The organism is Methylobacterium sp. NPDC097929, assembly GCF_049543375.1.
Lineage (GTDB): Bacteria > Pseudomonadota > Alphaproteobacteria > Rhizobiales > Beijerinckiaceae > Methylobacterium.
Genome location: NZ_JBMVEP010000006.1, coordinates 268,499 through 283,390, shown reverse-complemented (window position 1 = coordinate 283,390; position 14,892 = coordinate 268,499). Strand labels below are relative to the sequence as shown.

Genomic DNA, 14,892 nt, shown 5'->3' with positions numbered 1-14,892 from the left:
GGCGTCGGCGACGCGCTTCAGCTCGCCTTCCGGCAGGAGCCGGAGACGATCCGGCGTCTCAAGACCCTCAAGGATCGTCGTGTCCGCTAGTGCCACCGGACCAGCCTCATGCCCGAAGTGAAAGAAGCCGTGCAAAGCTTTGCACGATATGATGATGTTCGAGTATCAAGCGTCCCGCTCACTCGATGTCGAGCGGGGCGGTGCCGGCGGCTTGACCCTCCGGCCCGATCGCGATCTTCTGGATGCGCGCCTCGGCCCGCTTGAGCAGGGTCTCGCAATGCCGCTTGAGCGCCTCGCCGCGCTCGTAGATCGCCACCGACTCGTCGAGGGGCACGTCGCCCCGCTCCAGACGGCGCACGATCTCCTCGAGCTGCTCCAGCGCGCGCTCGAACGGCAGATCGTCCGTCGTTCCCGCGGCGGGCGCGTCGGGTGTGTGAGCGTTCATCCCGGATCCTCTTTGGGGCGGGTTATGACGGGCGTGGTCCGGTCGCACAAGCCCGGGTCGATTGCGTGCGACCGATCGGAGCGGTTCGGGCGGCTCTCCTACCTTATTCCAAGTCGAGCTGGAATGGCGTTCCCTCGAAGGCCTCAGCGCCCCGTCCGATCCCGGCGATCGCCGCGCTCATCCGGCCCTCGCGCCCGAGCAGGCGGTCGGCGATCTCCACGAACAGGCGGTTGGGCGTGGCGCTGGGCGCGCGCTGCCGCAACTCCCGGGCGAGCTCCGCATCGTCCCGATCCGGGCGCAGGGCGCAGACCGCCGCGTAGGCCGCGGCGGTGGAGCGGCTGATGCCGGCGTAGCAGTGGATCACCAGCGGCCGCTCGCGCGGCCACGCCGCCACGAAGTCGAGCACGGCCCGCACATGCGCCTCTCCCGGCGGCAGATGCCCCTCCAGCGGCGCGACGATGTCGCTGAACCCCACCCGCAGATGGTGCTCGGGGCGGATCGCGGCCGGGCGCTCCACCGCGCTGCCGAGCGTGGCCAGCGTGATGAGATGGCCGGCGCCGTGCGCCGCGATCGTGTCGGGCAGGCGCGAGAGCGGGCAGACATGGAGGGTGGGCATGTATCTTCTTAGCCGGTTCTCGAAACGGTGCTCGGCCGCCCGGGCGGACCGGCGTCCCAGACGGTTTCCGTTTGATCGCTTCGGTCTCTTCCCTCGTCCTTGCGAGGCTCAGCGAAAGCAATCCAGGGCTCCGCACTCTCCGAGGAGGTCGCGCACTGGGTCGCTTCGGCTTCGCCTCGCGATGACGGTGCGGGGCAAAGGCCGAGGCGATCAAACGGAGACGATATCACGCCTCGCGCTGCAGGGCCGCGAAGCGGGCGAGATAGCAGCGTTCCGCCTCCGCCGTGGGCCATCCCGCGATCAGCCGCTCGATCTCGGCCTGGATCTCCGGCGGCAGCGCCGGAGGGCGACCGAAGATCCCGTCGGCCTCGGCGCTCGAAAAGCCGGCGAGCCGCGTCGCCTCGATCGCGGCGGCGATCCGGTCGGCGCGCTTGACGAGGCGGGCCAGCGCCGGGGAGGGCGCGGCGAGCCCGAAGCGCTGGCGGATCGCCGCGAGCAGGCGCCGCTCCACGCTGCGATAGGCGTCGCCGATGGCGTTCTTGAGCGGCGAGATGATGTCGCCGATCACGTATTCGGGCGCGTCGTGGAGCAGGAGTTCGAGCCGTTCGCACGCGCCGAGCCGCGGATCGAGGGCGCCGCCGATCGCCTCGACCAGCAGCGAGTGCTGCGCCACGGAGAAGACGTGCGGCCCCGCCGTCTGCCCGTTCCAGCGGGCGACCCGGGCGAGCCCGTGGGCGATGTCGCCGATCTCGACATCGAGCGGCGAGGGGTCGAGCAGGTCGAGCCGCCGGCCCGACAGCATCCGCTGCCAAGCCCGTGCCGGTTTTTTTGGGACGCCCGCGGCGGCCGTCACCGATGCCGGCCCTCGCCGAGGGCGGCGCAAGGCCCGTGGCGGTGGCAGCCGGTGAGGTGGTCGTTGACCATACCGACCGCCTGCATGAAGGCGTGGACGATGGTGGGTCCGCAGAAGGTGAAGCCCCGCGCCTTCAGCGCCTTGCCCATCCTGCGCGACACCTCCGTCTCGGTGGCGATTTCGGCGCGACTCGTTGCGTTGGTCTGGATCGGCCGACCGTCGCAGAAATCCCAGAGGAAGGGCGAGAAGCCGGGGCCGCTCTCCTCGATGGCGAGCCAGGCGCGGGCGCCCGTGATCGCGCCGCGGATCTTGGCGCGGTTGCGGATGATGCCGGTGTCGCCCATCAGCCGCTCGACATCGCCGTCCGTGAAGCGGGCGACGCGCTCCGGCTCGAAGCCCTCGAAGGCGCGGCGGAAGCCGTCGCGGCGGCGCAGGATGGTGATCCAGGACAGGCCCGCCTGGAATCCGTCGAGGATCAGCTTCTCGTAGAGCGCGCGGGAATCGAATTCCGGCACACCCCACTCCGTGTCGTGATAGGCGACGTAGACGGGGTCGAGCCCCGCCCATCCGCAGCGCGGGCAGCCGTCGGGATGGCTGGTGATCAGTCCGGAGGCGTCGGCGCTCATCCGGCGGCGGCCGTGTCGGCGGGGAAGGCGAAGGTGGCGAAATCGGGCTTGGCCACGCCCGCGATGGTGCCGCCCGCCCGCACGGGTTCGCCGGCGGCGAGCGCGTCGCCGAGGCGGTCGAGGCGGATCGCGGCGAGGCCCCGCCCGCCGGCCGCGCTGCCGGTGACGCCCAGGCTGCGCGCGCCCGCGGTCACCTCCGTGCCGGGGGGCGGCGCCGGGCCGTCGCGGTAGACGATGGGCAGGATGCGGGTGCGGGCGGTGCCGCGGTGCTGCATGCGCGAGACGACCTCCTGGCCGACATAGCAGCCCTTCTTGAAGTCGACGCCGCCGAGCTGGTCCATCAGCGCCTCGTGCGGGAAGGCGTCGCCGAGGGCGAAGTCGCGTCCGCCCTCCGGTACGCCGAGGCCGATGCGGTGGGCGTGGTAATCGTCTTCCGCCGCATCCGCCGAGAAGGCGCCCGCTTCGAAATACAGCCGCTCGCCCAGCGCGGGCAGGCGCCCGTCGCGCATGCGGGCCGTCTCGGCGGCGGTCTCGGAGCCATCCCAGGCGGCGGCCACACCCAGGGTCGGGTCGGCGGCGACGCTCACCTTGGCCCGCAGCCGGTAGAGCCCGAGCCGCTTGACGAGGTCGGCCACGCGCTCGGCCGCCGCGTCGAGACGGAAACCGTCCCCGGCGCGGGACACCAGGAAATCGAACTGGATCTTGCCCTGCGGCGTCAGCAGCGCGCCGAGCCGCGCCTCGCCCTCCGGCAGGGTCTCGACGTTGCAGGTGAGGATGCCTTGCAGGAAGGGCAGCGCGTCCGGACCCGAGACGGCGATGACGGCGCGGTCCGGCAGCAGGGCGATCGGCATGGCATCTCCTCGGGGCGCGGCAAAGGGATGGCGGCGTTGCGCGCGTGGGACGCCTGACATAAGCCGCGCCCATCCGCGTCTCAATCGCGACAAACGAACCGGGAGAGCCCGATGGAAGCGCCGATCGAAGCCCCGATTGAAGCCCCCTTGGACCTCGTCCTGTCCGGCGGCACGCTGGTGAACCATGATGGCGAGCATCGCGCGGACCTCGGCATCCGCGCCGGACGCGTGGCGGCCATCGGCGATCTGTCCGGGGCCTCGGCCGCCGAGCGGCGCGATTGCCGCGGCCTGCACCTCCTGCCGGGGGTGATCGACAGCCAGGTGCATTTCCGCGAGCCCGGCCTCGACCACAAGGAGGATCTGGAGACGGGCTCGCGCGCGGCGGTGATGGGCGGCGTCACGGCGGTGTTCGAGATGCCCAACACCAACCCGCAGACGACGAGCGCGCAGGCGCTCGCCGACAAGGTGGCCCGCGCCCATCACCGGATGCATTGCGACTTCGCCTTCTGGGTCGGCGGCACCCACGAGAATGCGGGCGCGGTGGCCGAGCTCGAGCGCCTGCCGGGCGCGGCCGGGATCAAGGTGTTCATCGGCTCCTCCACCGGCTCGCTGCTGGTCGAGGACGATGCCGGCGTGCGCGAGATCCTGAGCCGCATCCGCCGACGCGCCGCCTTCCATTCCGAGGACGAGCCGATGCTGCGCGACCGCAAGGGTCTGCGCGTTCCCGGCGATCCCGCCTCGCACCCGGTCTGGCGCTCGCCCGAGGTCGCGGTGAAGGCCACGCAGCGCCTGATCGCGCTGGCGCGGGAGACGGGGGCCCGCATCCACATCCTGCACATCTCGACGGCCGACGAGATGCCGATCCTCGCCGAGGCCAAGGACGTCGCCAGCGTGGAGGCGACGCCGCACCACCTGACGCTCGACGGCACGGAGGCCTATGCCCGGCTCGGCACGCTGGTGCAGATGAACCCGCCGGTGCGCGACGCGGCCCACCGCGACGGGATCTGGCGCGGGTTGTCCCAGGGCGTGGTCGACGTGCTCGGCTCCGACCACGCGCCGCACACGCTGGAGGAGAAGGCCAAGCCCTACCCGGATTCCCCCTCCGGCATGACCGGCGTGCAGACGCTGGTGCCGATCATGCTCGACCACGTGGCGGCCGGACGGCTCTCGCTCGCCCGGTTCGTGGACCTGACGAGCGCCGGCCCCAAGCGCCTGTTCGGCATCGCCCGGAAGGGGCGGCTGGCGCTCGGCTACGACGCCGACGTGACCGTGGTGGATCTCAAGCGCCGCGAGACCATCCGCAACGAGTGGATCGCCTCGAAATGCGGCTGGACGCCCTATGACGGCGTGACCGTCACCGGCTGGCCGGTGGGCACGGTGGTGCGCGGCACGCCGGTGATGTGGCAGGGCGAACTGGCCAACCCCTCGCGGGGCGAGGCGGTGGTGTTCGAGGAGGCGTTGCCCGCCGCACGGTGACGGGGCGGATCTGCTTCGCGCCGCCTCTTCCCATCTCCGGTTGAACGCTTCGGGTTCGGCCCACTTTCGTCATCGCGAGCGGCAGCGAGGCGATCCAGGGCGCGGTATCTCCGGATCATTCGGAGCACTGGATGGCTTCGGCTCCGCCTCGCCATGACGAAGGAAGCCGAACGGATCCGCCGGGAATCGTCCCATCCTTCGAGGCCGCCGCTGCGCTGCGGCGGCTCAGGGCGAGGATGGGCTACGGGATTCTCGTCATCGATGCCGGCGTGACCGACATCGCTTTCCTCAATGCTGCAGCGTCGTGGTGAAGCCGCCGCCGCGGATGCGCTCGGGCAGGGTCTCGGCGTAGCGGGCGGTCGCGTCCTCGCCGTAGGTGGCGACCAGCTCCTGGAAGGCCGCGAACAGGGCGGCCTGGGCCATGCAGTCGCCGTCGATCCCGTCGAGGCAGCCTTCCGCGAAGGCCTCCGTCACGAGGCCGAGCGCGAGGCGCTTGCTCTCCGCATCGATGTCGAAGGCAGCGGTGTCGGTATCGTGGATCATGGCGGGCGGCTTCGCTTCTCGGCCGGAACGGTGCCGGCAAGACATCGCCACGATACGGCAGCCTTCACGGGCCGGGAAGCCGGGAATTGCGAAGAGGTTAACGCCGATGCGCAATTGCGATCGATTTTCGCAACGACCCGGTCCTGTGTCGCGCCCGCCACAGGCGCGGCTTCGCGGCCACGCTTACCCCCCGAATCGCCCGGCGATGGCGTGCGAGAGGCGCTCGCCCTCGGCGATGTAGCGGCGCGCCGCCTCGCCCGCGGCCGGAGTGCAGACCCGGTAGGTCAGGCTGTAGCCGCGAAAGCCGCGATTGTAGGCGCCGGCCAGCCGGTCGCGGCGGCTCTGCGTCACCCCTTCCGTGTCGAGGATCGCCTTCATCCGGGCCGGCCACTCGGCGGCGTCGGGCGCGGTGCAGAGATTGCGCAGGAAGGCCAGCGCCCCGACGATCTCGGAGAGCCGCAGCAGGTCGCGGTCGTAGGGTGCGGGCGGCGGCTCGGCGGGCGGCGGAGGCTCCTTCTCCTTTTCCTGCGGCTTCGTCGCGGAGCGGGCCGGCGCCGAGCGCTGCTGGGCCGTTGCCTCGGCCAGGGGGAGGAGCGTCAAGGGGACGAGCGCCAGCAGCGCGGCGAGCCGCAGCCTCGCCCCGCCCGCGCGGACGCCCCGTTCGCCGCGCCTCATGCCCTGCCGTCTCCCGCTATCCAATCTTGCTTCACCCGGGTGAACGCCTCGCGCAGGGTGTCGATCAGTCCCGGGGTGGTGGGCAAGCCCGCGATCTCGTCGAGGCTGGCCCAGCGCACGGCCAGCGCCTCCGGCCCCGGCTCCGGCTCGACCCCGCGCCACAGGGCGGCGTGGGGGTGGATCACGTAATGGTGGCGGACACGGCCCGCCTCGTCGCGCAGGATGATCTCGGTGGGCGTCAGGCTCGGGCCGACCACCTCGGCGAGCGACCCGACCTCCTCGCGCAACTCGCGCAGGGCGCCCGCGGCGAGCGACTCGCCGGCCTCCACGAGGCCCCCCGGCAGGGTCCAGACGCCGCGCATCGGCTCGTTGGCCCGGGCGGCGAGCAGCACGCGCCCCTCGCGGATCACCGCGACCGACACGCCGATCAGCGGGCGGGCCGGAAACAGCCGCCCGTCTTCCTCCGAAGACCCGCTCATGGTGCGTCCGCCGCCACCGCGACGAGGCGCCCGTCGGCGAGGCCGACGAGGATCGTTTTGGCGCTCCCGCCCGCGTCGAGCACGGCGACGCCGTGGGCGGCCGGGGCGGGCAGGGGCAGGCGCAGCCGCTCGCGGGGGGCGCCGCCCTTCGCGGAGACGAGGGCGAGCGCCAAGCGGCCCGCCACCGGCAGGGCGAGTTCGGGTGGGTGGCCGCCCCTGGGCACGGCGGCGGCGAGGTCGGCCTCCTCGCCCGCCACCGGGCCGGCATAGCCCGGCAGCTCGCCCGCGAGGCTGAAAGTCCCGTCGGCGATGCGCCAGAACTGCAGCACGCCCTCGCCCTCGGGGGCGCGGATCGCGGCGATCTGGGGCGTGCCGGTCCCGGCGAAGTCGGCCAGCCCGGCGAGCGCGAGCGGCGCGCCCTCAGGACCCCGGCCGGCCTGCGGCGGCGCGGCGGCCGCGAGCGTCCAGGCGCCGTCCGCCCCCTTGTGCGCGAGCGCGAGGGCGGAGCCCGCCGGCCCCTGCGCGGTCACGGCGACCACCGCCGGGCGGCCGTCGAGGCGGGTGATGCGGGGCGTGCGGCCGGCAAAGACGCTGGCCTCGCCCGGCGCCAGGGTGTGGGTCGTCACCGGCACCGCCTTGGGCTCGGCGGTGACGCCCAGAGGCTGGCGCTCGCGCAGGGTCAAGACCGCGCCCTGGCCCGGCGCGCCGCCGAGTGCCCGGGTCGGCCCGGTGAGGTAGGCGCTCAAGGGTCCGTCGAGGGCGCGGCGCGAGCCGGGCACGGCCCCGCGCGGCGTCTCGGCGGCGGCGAAGCCCTCGACGGCTTCCGCGCCGATCAGCGTGGTGCGCAGGGTCTCGCCCTCCAGGCTGAGCACGGCCCCGCCGCCCTCGCCCCAGACCACGACGATGGGGGGCGGCGAGGCCGGGCCCGCGGCCTTCGGGTCGGCGCTGGCGGGGGCTCGGGCGAGCGGCAGCAGCCCCGAGGTCGCGACCGAGAGGGCGACCTCGCTGCCGGGGCCGCGCATTGCCTTGACGGCGAAGGGCAGGGCGACCGGCTCGACCCGCGCGGCCTGCGCCCCCGCGGGGAGGGTCGCCAGGCACAGCAGGGCGGCGAGCGCCGCCCGGCGGTCAAACATGCTGGCCGCCGTTGATGTGGAGTTCGGCGCCGTTCACGTAGGAGGAGGCCTCGGTGCAGAGGAAGTAGATCGCCTTGGCCACCTCGTCGGGCGTGCCGAGCCGGCGCTGCGGGATCTGCTGCACGAGCTTGTCGGTGCCCGGCGAGAGGATCGAGGTGTCGATCTCGCCCGGCGAGATCGCGTTGACGCGCACGCCCAGCGGCCCGAAATCGGCGGCCATCTCCCGGGTCAGCCCGGCGAGCGCCGATTTCGAGGTGCCGTAGGCGGCGCCCGCGAAGGGGTGGACCCGCGAGCCGGCGATCGAGGTGACGTTGACGATCGAGCCGCGCGCCCGGGTCAGCTCGTCGCACAGGCCCCGCGCCAGCAGGATCGGCGCGAAGAAGTTCACCTGGAAGACGCGGGCCCAGTCCTCGTACTCGGTGGTGAGCGCGCCCAGGCGCTCGCCCTCCGGGCCTTTGGGCGAGATGCCGGCATTGTTGACGAGCGCGTGCAGCAGGCCGCCCTCGGCGGCGAGCCGCTCGGCCACCTCCCGCACGCCGCGCACGGTGTCGGCCGCATCCGCCAGATCGACCTGGAGGTGGTCCTCCGGTCCCATCTCCCAGGGGCAGTTCTCGGGGAAGGGGTGGCGCGAGCAGGTGATGACCCGCCAGCCCGCGGCGGAGAAGCGTTTGACGGTGGCGTGCCCGATGCCCCGGCTGGCGCCGGTGAGCAGCATCACCCGTCGACGGTCGTTGGATGAGGCCAAGGCCGGTTCCTCGCTGCCCGCTTTAAAAAAAGCGCCGCGGTGAGCGCGCGAGCGCGGGCCTTCGACACATGGTCTAAGCTGCGCCCGGCCGGAAATCCAGGGTCGGCGCTGCATTGCGAAAGGCGCCCGAAAAGCCGCTTTCACGAAACGCCCGGCGCCTCGCGCCCGTTACCTCCGCGCGCACGAAGGCCCAGGAAGGCCATCGTGCGCTTGCCCCCGTCCGGCCTTCGTGCGAGCGGGGGACGAGGCTTGCGGGCATTTCGGGGGGGCATGAAGCGCGTGAGCGAAGCGGAAGCGAGGCCGGTCGTGCTCGTCGTCGAGGACGACATCGTCACCCGTCAGGCCGCGGTCGAGATGATCCAGGATGCGGGTTACGCGACCTGCGAGGCCTCCAACGGCAACGCGGCGATCCGTGTGCTCGACGAGGGGGAGGATGCGGGGGAGGGTGTGCGCGTCGTCGTCACCGACATCGACATGCCGCTGGGCATCGACGGCATCAAGCTCGCCGCCTGCATCGCCCGGCGCTGGCCGGGAATCGGGATCATCATCACCTCGGGCAAGGTGCGGCCCGCGCCCGGCGACGTGCCGCCGGCCGGCCTGTTCATCCGCAAGCCCTATTCCGAGGAAGGGCTGGTCTCGGCGATCCGCTCGGTGATGGCCTGACCGGCCTCCCCTCGCGGAGGGATTTCAGGGATAGAGCCGCGCCCGGGTCCAGCCGTCGCCCGCCCGGGTGAAGCGCACCCGGTCGTGCAGGCGGTAGGCGCCGTTCTGCCAGAATTCCAGCTGCACCGGCGCGATGCGGTAGCCCAGCCAGTGCTCGGGGCGCGGCACCGGGCCGTCCTCGTAGTGCTGCGCGAGCGCGGCGACCTCGGCCATCAGGGTCGGGCGGTCGGTGAGCGGGCGCGACTGCCGGCTCGCATGGGCGCCGATGCGGCTGTCCCGGTGGCGGCTGGCGAAATAGGCGTCGGCCTCCTCGGGCGTGACCGGGGAGACGGGCCCGCGGGCGCGGATCTGCCGGCCGAGCGACTTCCAGTAGAGCACGGTCGCGGCCTGCGGATTGGCGGCGAGCTGTCCGCCCTTGGCCGATTCCGCGTTGGTGTAGAAGACGAGCCCGCGGGGATCGAGGCCCTTCAGCAGAACCACCCGCACGTCGGGCAGGCCGTCGGGGCCGGCGGTGGCCAGCGCCATGGCGTTGGCGTCCACGGGCTCGGAGGCTTCCGCTTCCGCCATCCAGGCGGCGAACAGCGCCCAGGGATCTGACGACAACGTGAAATCCTCAGGGTGGACCGCATGTCCGTCGGGATCACCGTCTCTTAACCGATCGCTGGCCATTTTCTTCCCTGTGGCAGCCGGGTCGGGGGGCACCGACGTTGGGCGGCACACCCTGTCGGACTCCCCGTATGCCTCGAGTTCAGGTGTAATGCGTCTGCGTCTGTGTAAAGTCCCGCGCAAAGTCCAGCCGGCGGCACCCGCCTCCCGATCCGTGTCCGGGATCGCAGGGCGCCTGCTGACGGCCGGCCTCGCGACCGCCCTCTCGGCCGCCTGCGTGGGCTGCAGCGGACCGATCCTGTCCTTCAGGGCGGAGGAGGCGCCGACCGCACCCGAACCCCTGGTCACCGGCAGCATCCCGAAGCGCCCCGCGAGCTTCGGCGGCGACCTCGACACCGAGGATTGGCGGCGCGCCCACGCGGCGCTCTCGGTCGCCCTCGATCCGCAGGGCAACGGGCGCCCGGTGAAGTGGGAAAACCCGGAGACCGCGATGCGCGGCTCGGTCAACCCGACCGGCCTGCCCTACGTGGCGGGCGACGAGATCTGCCGCGACTTCCTCGCCTCCGTGGTCGGGGGCGCCAACAGCAGTGCCAAGGGCGGCGTCAAAAGCCGCTTCGTGCGCGGCACCGGCTGCAAGCCCTCCGGAGGCGAGTGGGAATTGAAGCGGCTGCGCTCGGCCAAATCCTGATCCGGCGCCATCCCCGCCCGGAACGGTTCGATCCCGGCGGGCCGGGCCGGCGTCATCCCTCAGGCCGGGGGCGCGGTTCGATCCTTCCGGCGCACGGTTCGCGCCTTGCGCGCCCGCGCCAGCAGGATCGCCGTCTGGACCGCCGCCCGCCTCAGCACGGGGTTGATCGCGGGGTTGGCCGCGATCTGGCTCGCCCAGCCATGCCCCTCGACGGCAGCGGCGAGGTCGACCGTGTAGCCCTCCGCGATCGGATGGGCCGATGTCTCGGGCTTCGTCAGATAGGTCTCGACCGCCGTGTTCACCTGCTCGTCGGTGACGGCCTTGGCCTTGAAGAGGTCGCCGACGGTCAGAGAAGCAGCCATCCCTCGAAGTTCCGGATCGACCCCGATTTCGGTCACGAAATCAGGCGTGAAGAGCGTGTTCGACGGCGTGTGCCGCGCGCCCGGCGGCCAGGCGCTTCTCGACCCGCGTCACCTGCATCGGGTACCAGCGGTTCCCCCGCGCCGAGGGGACGCCCAGGGCGTTGAGGGCGTTGGCGACCTGCTCCAGCGTCAGGGCGCCGGCGGCGCGGATCTCGCTCAGGATCGGCGCGACCTGCTCCGCCCGCGCGCGGCTGCGCTGCGCGGGCGCCGCGAGACTCCCGTGATCCGCCGCAGCGGCGGGCCGAACGGCCCCGGAGGCGGGCCTGGAGGCAGGTATGGAGGCGGGCGCGCCGCCCTTCCCGGCCGGCGGCTTCGCCCGCCATTCGGCCGTGACCCGTGCGTAGAACTCGTGGCGGCGCGCCATCGTCTCCGGGGTGCGGCTCACGCCCAAGCGGTCCTCGGCCTCGGCCAGGGCCGCCATGATGCCGAGCGTCAGCTCGCTGGCCTCGGGGCTGTCGGCGGCGGCGAAGCGCAGATCCAGGCGGCGCAGCTCGGCGCTCAGGTGGCGCAGACAGGCGGGGTCCTCGGCAAAGGCGCCGAGTTCGGCCATCAGCAGCGTGGCGCCGCGCAAGCGGCACAGGGTCAGCGCCTCGCGCAGGCCCGGCTGCTCCGAGCCCTGACGCTCCGCTCCGGTCTCGACGACCTCCCCGGCCAGCCGCCCGCGTCCGCGGACGTAGCGGGCGACCGCCGCGCGCCGGGCGGCCAGGGGGGAGCCGGATCGGCCCGATCCGGCAGGGAGATAGGAGACGAAGAGGTCTGAGGGCATCTGAGGTCGGCCGCGCTGCGTCTGCATGGCGAAGCGCGGGGACATCGGTCGGCCGAGCCGCGACACGTCTCCGGCTTTCGCGCTATCTGATGTGTACGACTATTGGAGACCCATCAATATGAACGGAGCTGCCGATAAGGTCTCCGTCGCCGTGGCCTTCCGGCTCGGCGGCACGGTGCAGATCGGTTCGAGCGTGCTTGAGGTGCGCGATCTGATGGTGGTGTTCGAGGCCATCGAGCGGACGGGTTCGATCAAGGGCTTCGCCGAGACCCTCGGCCTGTCCTATCGCGCGGCCTGGGCGCGGCTGCAGGCCTACGAAGCCGCCCTCGGCCATCCGCTCGTGCGCAAGACCCGCGGCCAGGGCTCCGAACTCACGGAGTTCGGCTCCACCCTGGCGGAAGCCTTCGCCTCCGCGGTCTCGGGGCTGGATGCGAGCCTCGGGCGCGAGACCCGCGCCATCGAGCACCGTCTGCGGCGTCTGCTCACCGGCCGGGCCGGAGCGCTGCGACTCGCGGCCAGTCACGATCCGCTGCTGATCGAAATCCTGCGCGAGATCCCGGCCGAGCACGGCGAGATCGAGCTGTCGGTGATGGGCAGCAGCGTGGCGGTGAAGCTCCTCCTCGACGGCGGCGTCGATGCGGCGGGATTCCACTGCGGAGCCCTGACGCCCGAGCAGGCCGACCTTCCCTTCTCCGGCCTCGATGCGAGCGCCGGGCTCGTGTCGCACCCCTTGTTCGAGCGCGAGCAGGGACTTCTGCTCGCCCCCGGCAACCCGCTCGGCATCCGCAGCCTCGCCGACCTGACCGCGCAGGGCGTGCGCTACGTCAACCGCCAGCGGGGATCGGGCACGCGCAACTGGTTCGACCGCATGCTGGCGGAGGCCGGCCTCTCCGCGGACGCGATCCACGGCTACGCGGTCGAGGAGTTCACGCATCAGGCGGTCGCGGCCGTGATCGCCTGCGGGGCGGCCGATGCCGGACTCGGCGTGCGGGCGGCGGCCGACCGGCTCGGCCTCGATTTCCTGTCGGTGGGCTGGGAGACCTACTATCTCGCGGCGAGCCGCACCCTCACCGCCCCGGCCTTCGAGGCGTTGATCGCCGCCGTGCGGGCGCGCGCGGCCGGCACGCCCGGCTATCGCCCCGCCGGACCGGACGCGCCCTGAAGCCGTTCACGGGGCGGGCGCTCAGCTGCGGATTTCTGGAGTGCGGCCACGATCCGGCGCCGGTCGAACGGCTTGCCGAGCACGATGCCGCGCGCGGGGATCTGCGCCGCCTCCCAGGGCTGGGACGATACCATCAGCAGTTCGATCGGCGGCCAGCGGTCGCGGATCGCCGAGGCGAGCGTCATCCCGGCGCGCGAGCCGCGCAGATCCAGGTCGGTCAGCACCACGCGGATGTCGAGGCGGGTTTCCAGGGTGCCGATCGCCTCGGCCGCCGTGGACGCCTCGATCGCGACGCAGCCGGCATCCTCGACGAACTCGACCAGCGCCATCATCAGGATGGGATCGTCCTCGATGATGAGGACATGGGCCGGCGGCGGGACCGACGGGGGAGCTTGGACCTGCGCCATGGGAATCAGTCGGCCTGAGGCTGCATGTCCGCGAGCGGCGCGCGGAACTCGGCGCTGAGGCCCACCGCGTCGTAACGGATGTCGGCGGCCCGCGTTCCCACGAGGCCCATGCGGATCAGCTTCGAGCCGAAGCCGCCGCGTCCGCTCGGCGCGGTGACGCCGGGGCCGCCCCGCTCGGTCCAGCCGAGCACGAGGATGGGGGCTTGGGCGGGAGCTTGGCCCTCCTCGACGTGCCACGTGACGCGCACCCGCCCCGTGCCCGCCGACAGGGCGCCGTACTTGAGCGCGTTGGTGGCCAGTTCGTGCAGCAGCAGCGACAGCGACAGCGCCGCCTGCGAAGAGATGTCGAGATCCGGTCCGTCGAGCGCGTAGCTGTCGGGGTCGGCCTGCATCGCCAGGACGCTCTCGATCGCGGCGCGCATCCGGGCGGCGTTCCAGCTGCTCTGCATCAGCACGTCGTGGGCGCGCGACAGGGCCAGCACCCGCCGCTCGAACGCCTCGACCAGCGGGCGCTCGGCGACGCCCCGCAGCGTCTGCGTCGCGATCGACTGCACGATGGCCAGCGTGTTCTTGAGCCGGTGGGCCAGCTCCTTGTTGAGCACGGCCTGCCGCTCCTCGGCCCGCAGGCGCGCGAGCCCGACCTGCACGCGGTCGGCCACGTTGCGGGCGAAGGCGATCTCCTCCGGCGCCCAGGCCCGGACCGTGGGGCTGTGAACGAACAGCAGGCCGACCGTGCGCCCGCGCTCGCGCACCGGCACGTTGAGCATGGCGGTGATGTTGATGGCGCCGAACGGCGCGGCGTGGTCGGCGGTCCGCGCGTCCGTCCCGACATCCGAGACCACCAGGGTGTCGCCGCGCTCGATCACCGGGCCGAGGATGCCGTCGTCGGCGAGGCGGTGCCGGCCGACCAGGCTGGCCTCGCCGGGCAGGGACCAGTCCCGCGGGATCGAGACGAACCGGCCGCCCGCGTCCAGCTCGCCATACCCGGCGCGGCTGCCGTTCAGGGTCCGGCCGACGATCTCGGCGGCCGTCGCCGTCATCTCCTCGACCGTGCGGCGGTCGCGCAGATGGTCGCCCAGTTCGATCAGCGCGGCTCGGCGGGCTGCGGCGGCCCGCGTCAGCACCTCGGCCGCCTGCATTCGGGCGAGCTGGCGGCGCTCGCGCAGCAGGATCATCACTTGGCGCGCCAGCCGGCGCAGGCCGTCCTGCTGCGCCTCCGTCAGCCCCTCCGGCCGGGGCCGGTGGTCGATCACGCACAGGCTCCCCATCACGCGCCCGCTCGGACTGCGCAGGGGCGCGCCGGCATAGAAGCGGATATGCGGCTCGTCCGTCACCAGGGGGTTGTTGCGGGTGCGCGGATCGGCGGAGAGGTCGGGGATGACGAGCAGATCCGGCTCGCTCAGCGCGTAGGCGCAGACGGAGCGGCCGAGATCGGTCTCGCAGGCCGGGAATCCGGCCCGCGCCTTGAACCATTGCCGGTCGGCCGCGACGAGGCTGATCAGGGCCACCGGGGCATGGCAGATCAGCCGCGCGATCTGCACCGCATCGTCGAACCCTTCCTCGGGAACCGTGTCGAGGATCTCGAAGGCTTCGAGCTCGGCAAGGCGAGCCGGATCGGAAGTGTCCGGCGTGAGGGAGCTCTCGGGGCGGTGGATCATTGCGGCCGGCGGCGGAGCTTGGCGTCCGCCGTTATACGGCCCCCCGGAGAGGGTGTCATGTCGCCATCCTGGCGCCCC

19 protein-coding genes are annotated in these 14,892 nt (G+C 72.7%); 4 read left to right on the top strand and 15 right to left on the bottom strand.

Translation table 11 applies throughout. From position 1 onward, the window contains the following. Positions 1-178 precede the first annotated feature (178 nt). From ACPCJR_RS16770 to ACPCJR_RS16750, 5 genes are all read right to left on the bottom strand, one after another. Positions 179-445: an exodeoxyribonuclease VII small subunit gene (locus tag ACPCJR_RS16770; protein WP_331288909.1), complete on the bottom strand. Its 267-nt coding sequence runs from the start codon at positions 443-445 to the stop codon at positions 179-181. A gap of 103 nt (positions 446-548) precedes the next feature. After that, positions 549-1,061 (bottom strand): tyrosine phosphatase family protein, encoded by a 513-nt coding sequence (locus ACPCJR_RS16765; protein WP_391513439.1) that lies wholly within the window; start codon positions 1,059-1,061, stop codon positions 549-551. Between the two features lie 226 nt (positions 1,062-1,287). Then, positions 1,288-1,863, bottom strand: coding sequence for an HD domain-containing protein (locus ACPCJR_RS16760; protein WP_391513743.1), 576 nt, complete (start codon positions 1,861-1,863; stop codon positions 1,288-1,290). Between the two features lie 47 nt (positions 1,864-1,910). Beyond that, positions 1,911-2,540: a DNA-3-methyladenine glycosylase I gene (locus tag ACPCJR_RS16755; RefSeq protein WP_391513441.1), complete on the bottom strand. Its 630-nt coding sequence runs from the start codon at positions 2,538-2,540 to the stop codon at positions 1,911-1,913. Beyond that, complete coding sequence (locus ACPCJR_RS16750; RefSeq protein ID WP_391513443.1) at positions 2,537-3,391, bottom strand: YgfZ/GcvT domain-containing protein; 855 nt, start codon at positions 3,389-3,391, stop codon at positions 2,537-2,539. The genes ACPCJR_RS16755 and ACPCJR_RS16750 overlap by 4 nt, the downstream gene beginning before the upstream one ends. A 135-nt stretch (positions 3,392-3,526) precedes the next feature. Here ACPCJR_RS16750 and ACPCJR_RS16745 point away from each other — a divergent pair, with 135 nt between their 5' ends. Then, positions 3,527-4,867, top strand: a complete 1,341-nt coding sequence (locus ACPCJR_RS16745; RefSeq protein WP_391513745.1) for a dihydroorotase — start codon at positions 3,527-3,529, stop codon at positions 4,865-4,867. Positions 4,868-5,155: 288 nt separating this feature from the next. On the opposite strand, the gene ACPCJR_RS16740 is transcribed toward ACPCJR_RS16745, so the two are convergent. The 5 genes from ACPCJR_RS16740 to ACPCJR_RS16720 all read right to left on the bottom strand — a co-directional run bounded on the left by ACPCJR_RS16740 (position 5,156) and on the right by ACPCJR_RS16720 (position 8,412). Then, complete coding sequence (locus ACPCJR_RS16740; protein ID WP_110351674.1) at positions 5,156-5,410, bottom strand: hypothetical protein; 255 nt, start codon at positions 5,408-5,410, stop codon at positions 5,156-5,158. A gap of 183 nt (positions 5,411-5,593) precedes the next feature. Then, positions 5,594-6,085, bottom strand: a complete 492-nt coding sequence (locus ACPCJR_RS16735) for a TIGR02301 family protein (RefSeq protein WP_391513446.1) — start codon at positions 6,083-6,085, stop codon at positions 5,594-5,596. Then, positions 6,082-6,564, bottom strand: coding sequence for an NUDIX hydrolase (locus ACPCJR_RS16730; protein WP_391513448.1), 483 nt, complete (start codon positions 6,562-6,564; stop codon positions 6,082-6,084). Before ACPCJR_RS16730 ends, ACPCJR_RS16735 begins: the two co-directional genes overlap by 4 nt. Continuing rightward, positions 6,561-7,697, bottom strand: a complete 1,137-nt coding sequence (locus ACPCJR_RS16725; RefSeq protein ID WP_391513450.1) for a hypothetical protein — start codon at positions 7,695-7,697, stop codon at positions 6,561-6,563. The genes ACPCJR_RS16730 and ACPCJR_RS16725 overlap by 4 nt, the downstream gene beginning before the upstream one ends. Beyond that, positions 7,690-8,412, bottom strand: a complete 723-nt coding sequence (locus tag ACPCJR_RS16720) for an SDR family NAD(P)-dependent oxidoreductase (RefSeq protein ID WP_110351670.1) — start codon at positions 8,410-8,412, stop codon at positions 7,690-7,692. Before ACPCJR_RS16720 ends, ACPCJR_RS16725 begins: the two co-directional genes overlap by 8 nt. 309 nt (positions 8,413-8,721) lie before the next feature. Here ACPCJR_RS16720 and ACPCJR_RS16715 point away from each other — a divergent pair, with 309 nt between their 5' ends. Next, positions 8,722-9,105: a response regulator gene (locus ACPCJR_RS16715; protein WP_391513452.1), complete on the top strand. Its 384-nt coding sequence runs from the start codon at positions 8,722-8,724 to the stop codon at positions 9,103-9,105. A gap of 24 nt (positions 9,106-9,129) precedes the next feature. Here the strand turns inward: ACPCJR_RS16715 and pdxH are convergent, their stop codons facing one another. After that, positions 9,130-9,774, bottom strand: coding sequence for a pyridoxamine 5'-phosphate oxidase (pdxH, locus tag ACPCJR_RS16710; RefSeq protein ID WP_391513454.1), 645 nt, complete (start codon positions 9,772-9,774; stop codon positions 9,130-9,132). A gap of 88 nt (positions 9,775-9,862) precedes the next feature. Between pdxH and ACPCJR_RS16705 the strand changes: the two genes are divergently transcribed. Continuing rightward, complete coding sequence (locus tag ACPCJR_RS16705) at positions 9,863-10,399, top strand: RT0821/Lpp0805 family surface protein (protein WP_391513456.1); 537 nt, start codon at positions 9,863-9,865, stop codon at positions 10,397-10,399. 59 nt (positions 10,400-10,458) lie between these two features. Here ACPCJR_RS16705 and ACPCJR_RS16700 read toward each other — a convergent pair whose 3' ends face one another. After that, entirely contained in the window at positions 10,459-10,761 is a 303-nt protein-coding gene (locus ACPCJR_RS16700; protein WP_331288918.1) for a hypothetical protein, read from the bottom strand. Between the two features lie 40 nt (positions 10,762-10,801). Next, positions 10,802-11,587 carry a recombinase family protein gene (locus ACPCJR_RS16695; RefSeq protein ID WP_391513459.1) on the bottom strand — a complete coding sequence of 262 codons (786 nt, stop codon included), beginning with the start codon at positions 11,585-11,587 and terminating at the stop codon, positions 10,802-10,804. Positions 11,588-11,705: 118 nt separating this feature from the next. On the opposite strand from ACPCJR_RS16695, the gene ACPCJR_RS16690 reads away from it, so the two are divergent. Beyond that, positions 11,706-12,749, top strand: a complete 1,044-nt coding sequence (locus tag ACPCJR_RS16690) for a substrate-binding domain-containing protein (RefSeq protein WP_391513461.1) — start codon at positions 11,706-11,708, stop codon at positions 12,747-12,749. Here the strand turns inward: ACPCJR_RS16690 and ACPCJR_RS16685 are convergent. Further along, positions 12,719-13,156, bottom strand: coding sequence for a response regulator (locus ACPCJR_RS16685; RefSeq protein ID WP_391513463.1), 438 nt, complete (start codon positions 13,154-13,156; stop codon positions 12,719-12,721). The two genes, ACPCJR_RS16690 and ACPCJR_RS16685, sit on opposite strands and share 31 nt — an antisense overlap. 5 nt (positions 13,157-13,161) lie before the next feature. Continuing rightward, the gene (locus ACPCJR_RS16680; RefSeq protein WP_391513465.1) at positions 13,162-14,814 is read right to left on the bottom strand and encodes a sensor histidine kinase; all 1,653 of its coding nucleotides are present in this window, start codon (positions 14,812-14,814) and stop codon (positions 13,162-13,164) included. Positions 14,815-14,892: the final 78 nt, after the last annotated feature.

Coding starts and splice junctions, on each gene's coding strand:
- ACPCJR_RS16730 (WP_391513448.1), bottom strand. CDS start 6,564: ATGAGCGGGTCTTCGGAGGAAGACGGGCGGCTGTTTCCGGCCCGCCCG.
- ACPCJR_RS16770 (WP_331288909.1), bottom strand. CDS start 445: ATGAACGCTCACACACCCGACGCGCCCGCCGCGGGAACGACGGACGAT.
- ACPCJR_RS16755 (WP_391513441.1), bottom strand. CDS start 2,540: ATGAGCGCCGACGCCTCCGGACTGATCACCAGCCATCCCGACGGCTGC.
- ACPCJR_RS16695 (WP_391513459.1), bottom strand. CDS start 11,587: ATGCCCTCAGACCTCTTCGTCTCCTATCTCCCTGCCGGATCGGGCCGA.
- ACPCJR_RS16690 (WP_391513461.1), top strand. CDS start 11,706: ATGAACGGAGCTGCCGATAAGGTCTCCGTCGCCGTGGCCTTCCGGCTC.
- ACPCJR_RS16765 (WP_391513439.1), bottom strand. CDS start 1,061: ATGCCCACCCTCCATGTCTGCCCGCTCTCGCGCCTGCCCGACACGATC.
- ACPCJR_RS16725 (WP_391513450.1), bottom strand. CDS start 7,697: ATGTTTGACCGCCGGGCGGCGCTCGCCGCCCTGCTGTGCCTGGCGACC.
- ACPCJR_RS16705 (WP_391513456.1), top strand. CDS start 9,863: ATGCGTCTGCGTCTGTGTAAAGTCCCGCGCAAAGTCCAGCCGGCGGCA.
- ACPCJR_RS16740 (WP_110351674.1), bottom strand. CDS start 5,410: ATGATCCACGATACCGACACCGCTGCCTTCGACATCGATGCGGAGAGC.
- ACPCJR_RS16680 (WP_391513465.1), bottom strand. CDS start 14,814: ATGATCCACCGCCCCGAGAGCTCCCTCACGCCGGACACTTCCGATCCG.
- ACPCJR_RS16700 (WP_331288918.1), bottom strand. CDS start 10,761: ATGGCTGCTTCTCTGACCGTCGGCGACCTCTTCAAGGCCAAGGCCGTC.
- ACPCJR_RS16750 (WP_391513443.1), bottom strand. CDS start 3,391: ATGCCGATCGCCCTGCTGCCGGACCGCGCCGTCATCGCCGTCTCGGGT.
- ACPCJR_RS16685 (WP_391513463.1), bottom strand. CDS start 13,156: ATGGCGCAGGTCCAAGCTCCCCCGTCGGTCCCGCCGCCGGCCCATGTC.
- pdxH (WP_391513454.1), bottom strand. CDS start 9,774: ATGGCCAGCGATCGGTTAAGAGACGGTGATCCCGACGGACATGCGGTC.
- ACPCJR_RS16720 (WP_110351670.1), bottom strand. CDS start 8,412: ATGCTGCTCACCGGCGCCAGCCGGGGCATCGGGCACGCCACCGTCAAA.
- ACPCJR_RS16735 (WP_391513446.1), bottom strand. CDS start 6,085: ATGAGGCGCGGCGAACGGGGCGTCCGCGCGGGCGGGGCGAGGCTGCGG.
- ACPCJR_RS16760 (WP_391513743.1), bottom strand. CDS start 1,863: ATGCTGTCGGGCCGGCGGCTCGACCTGCTCGACCCCTCGCCGCTCGAT.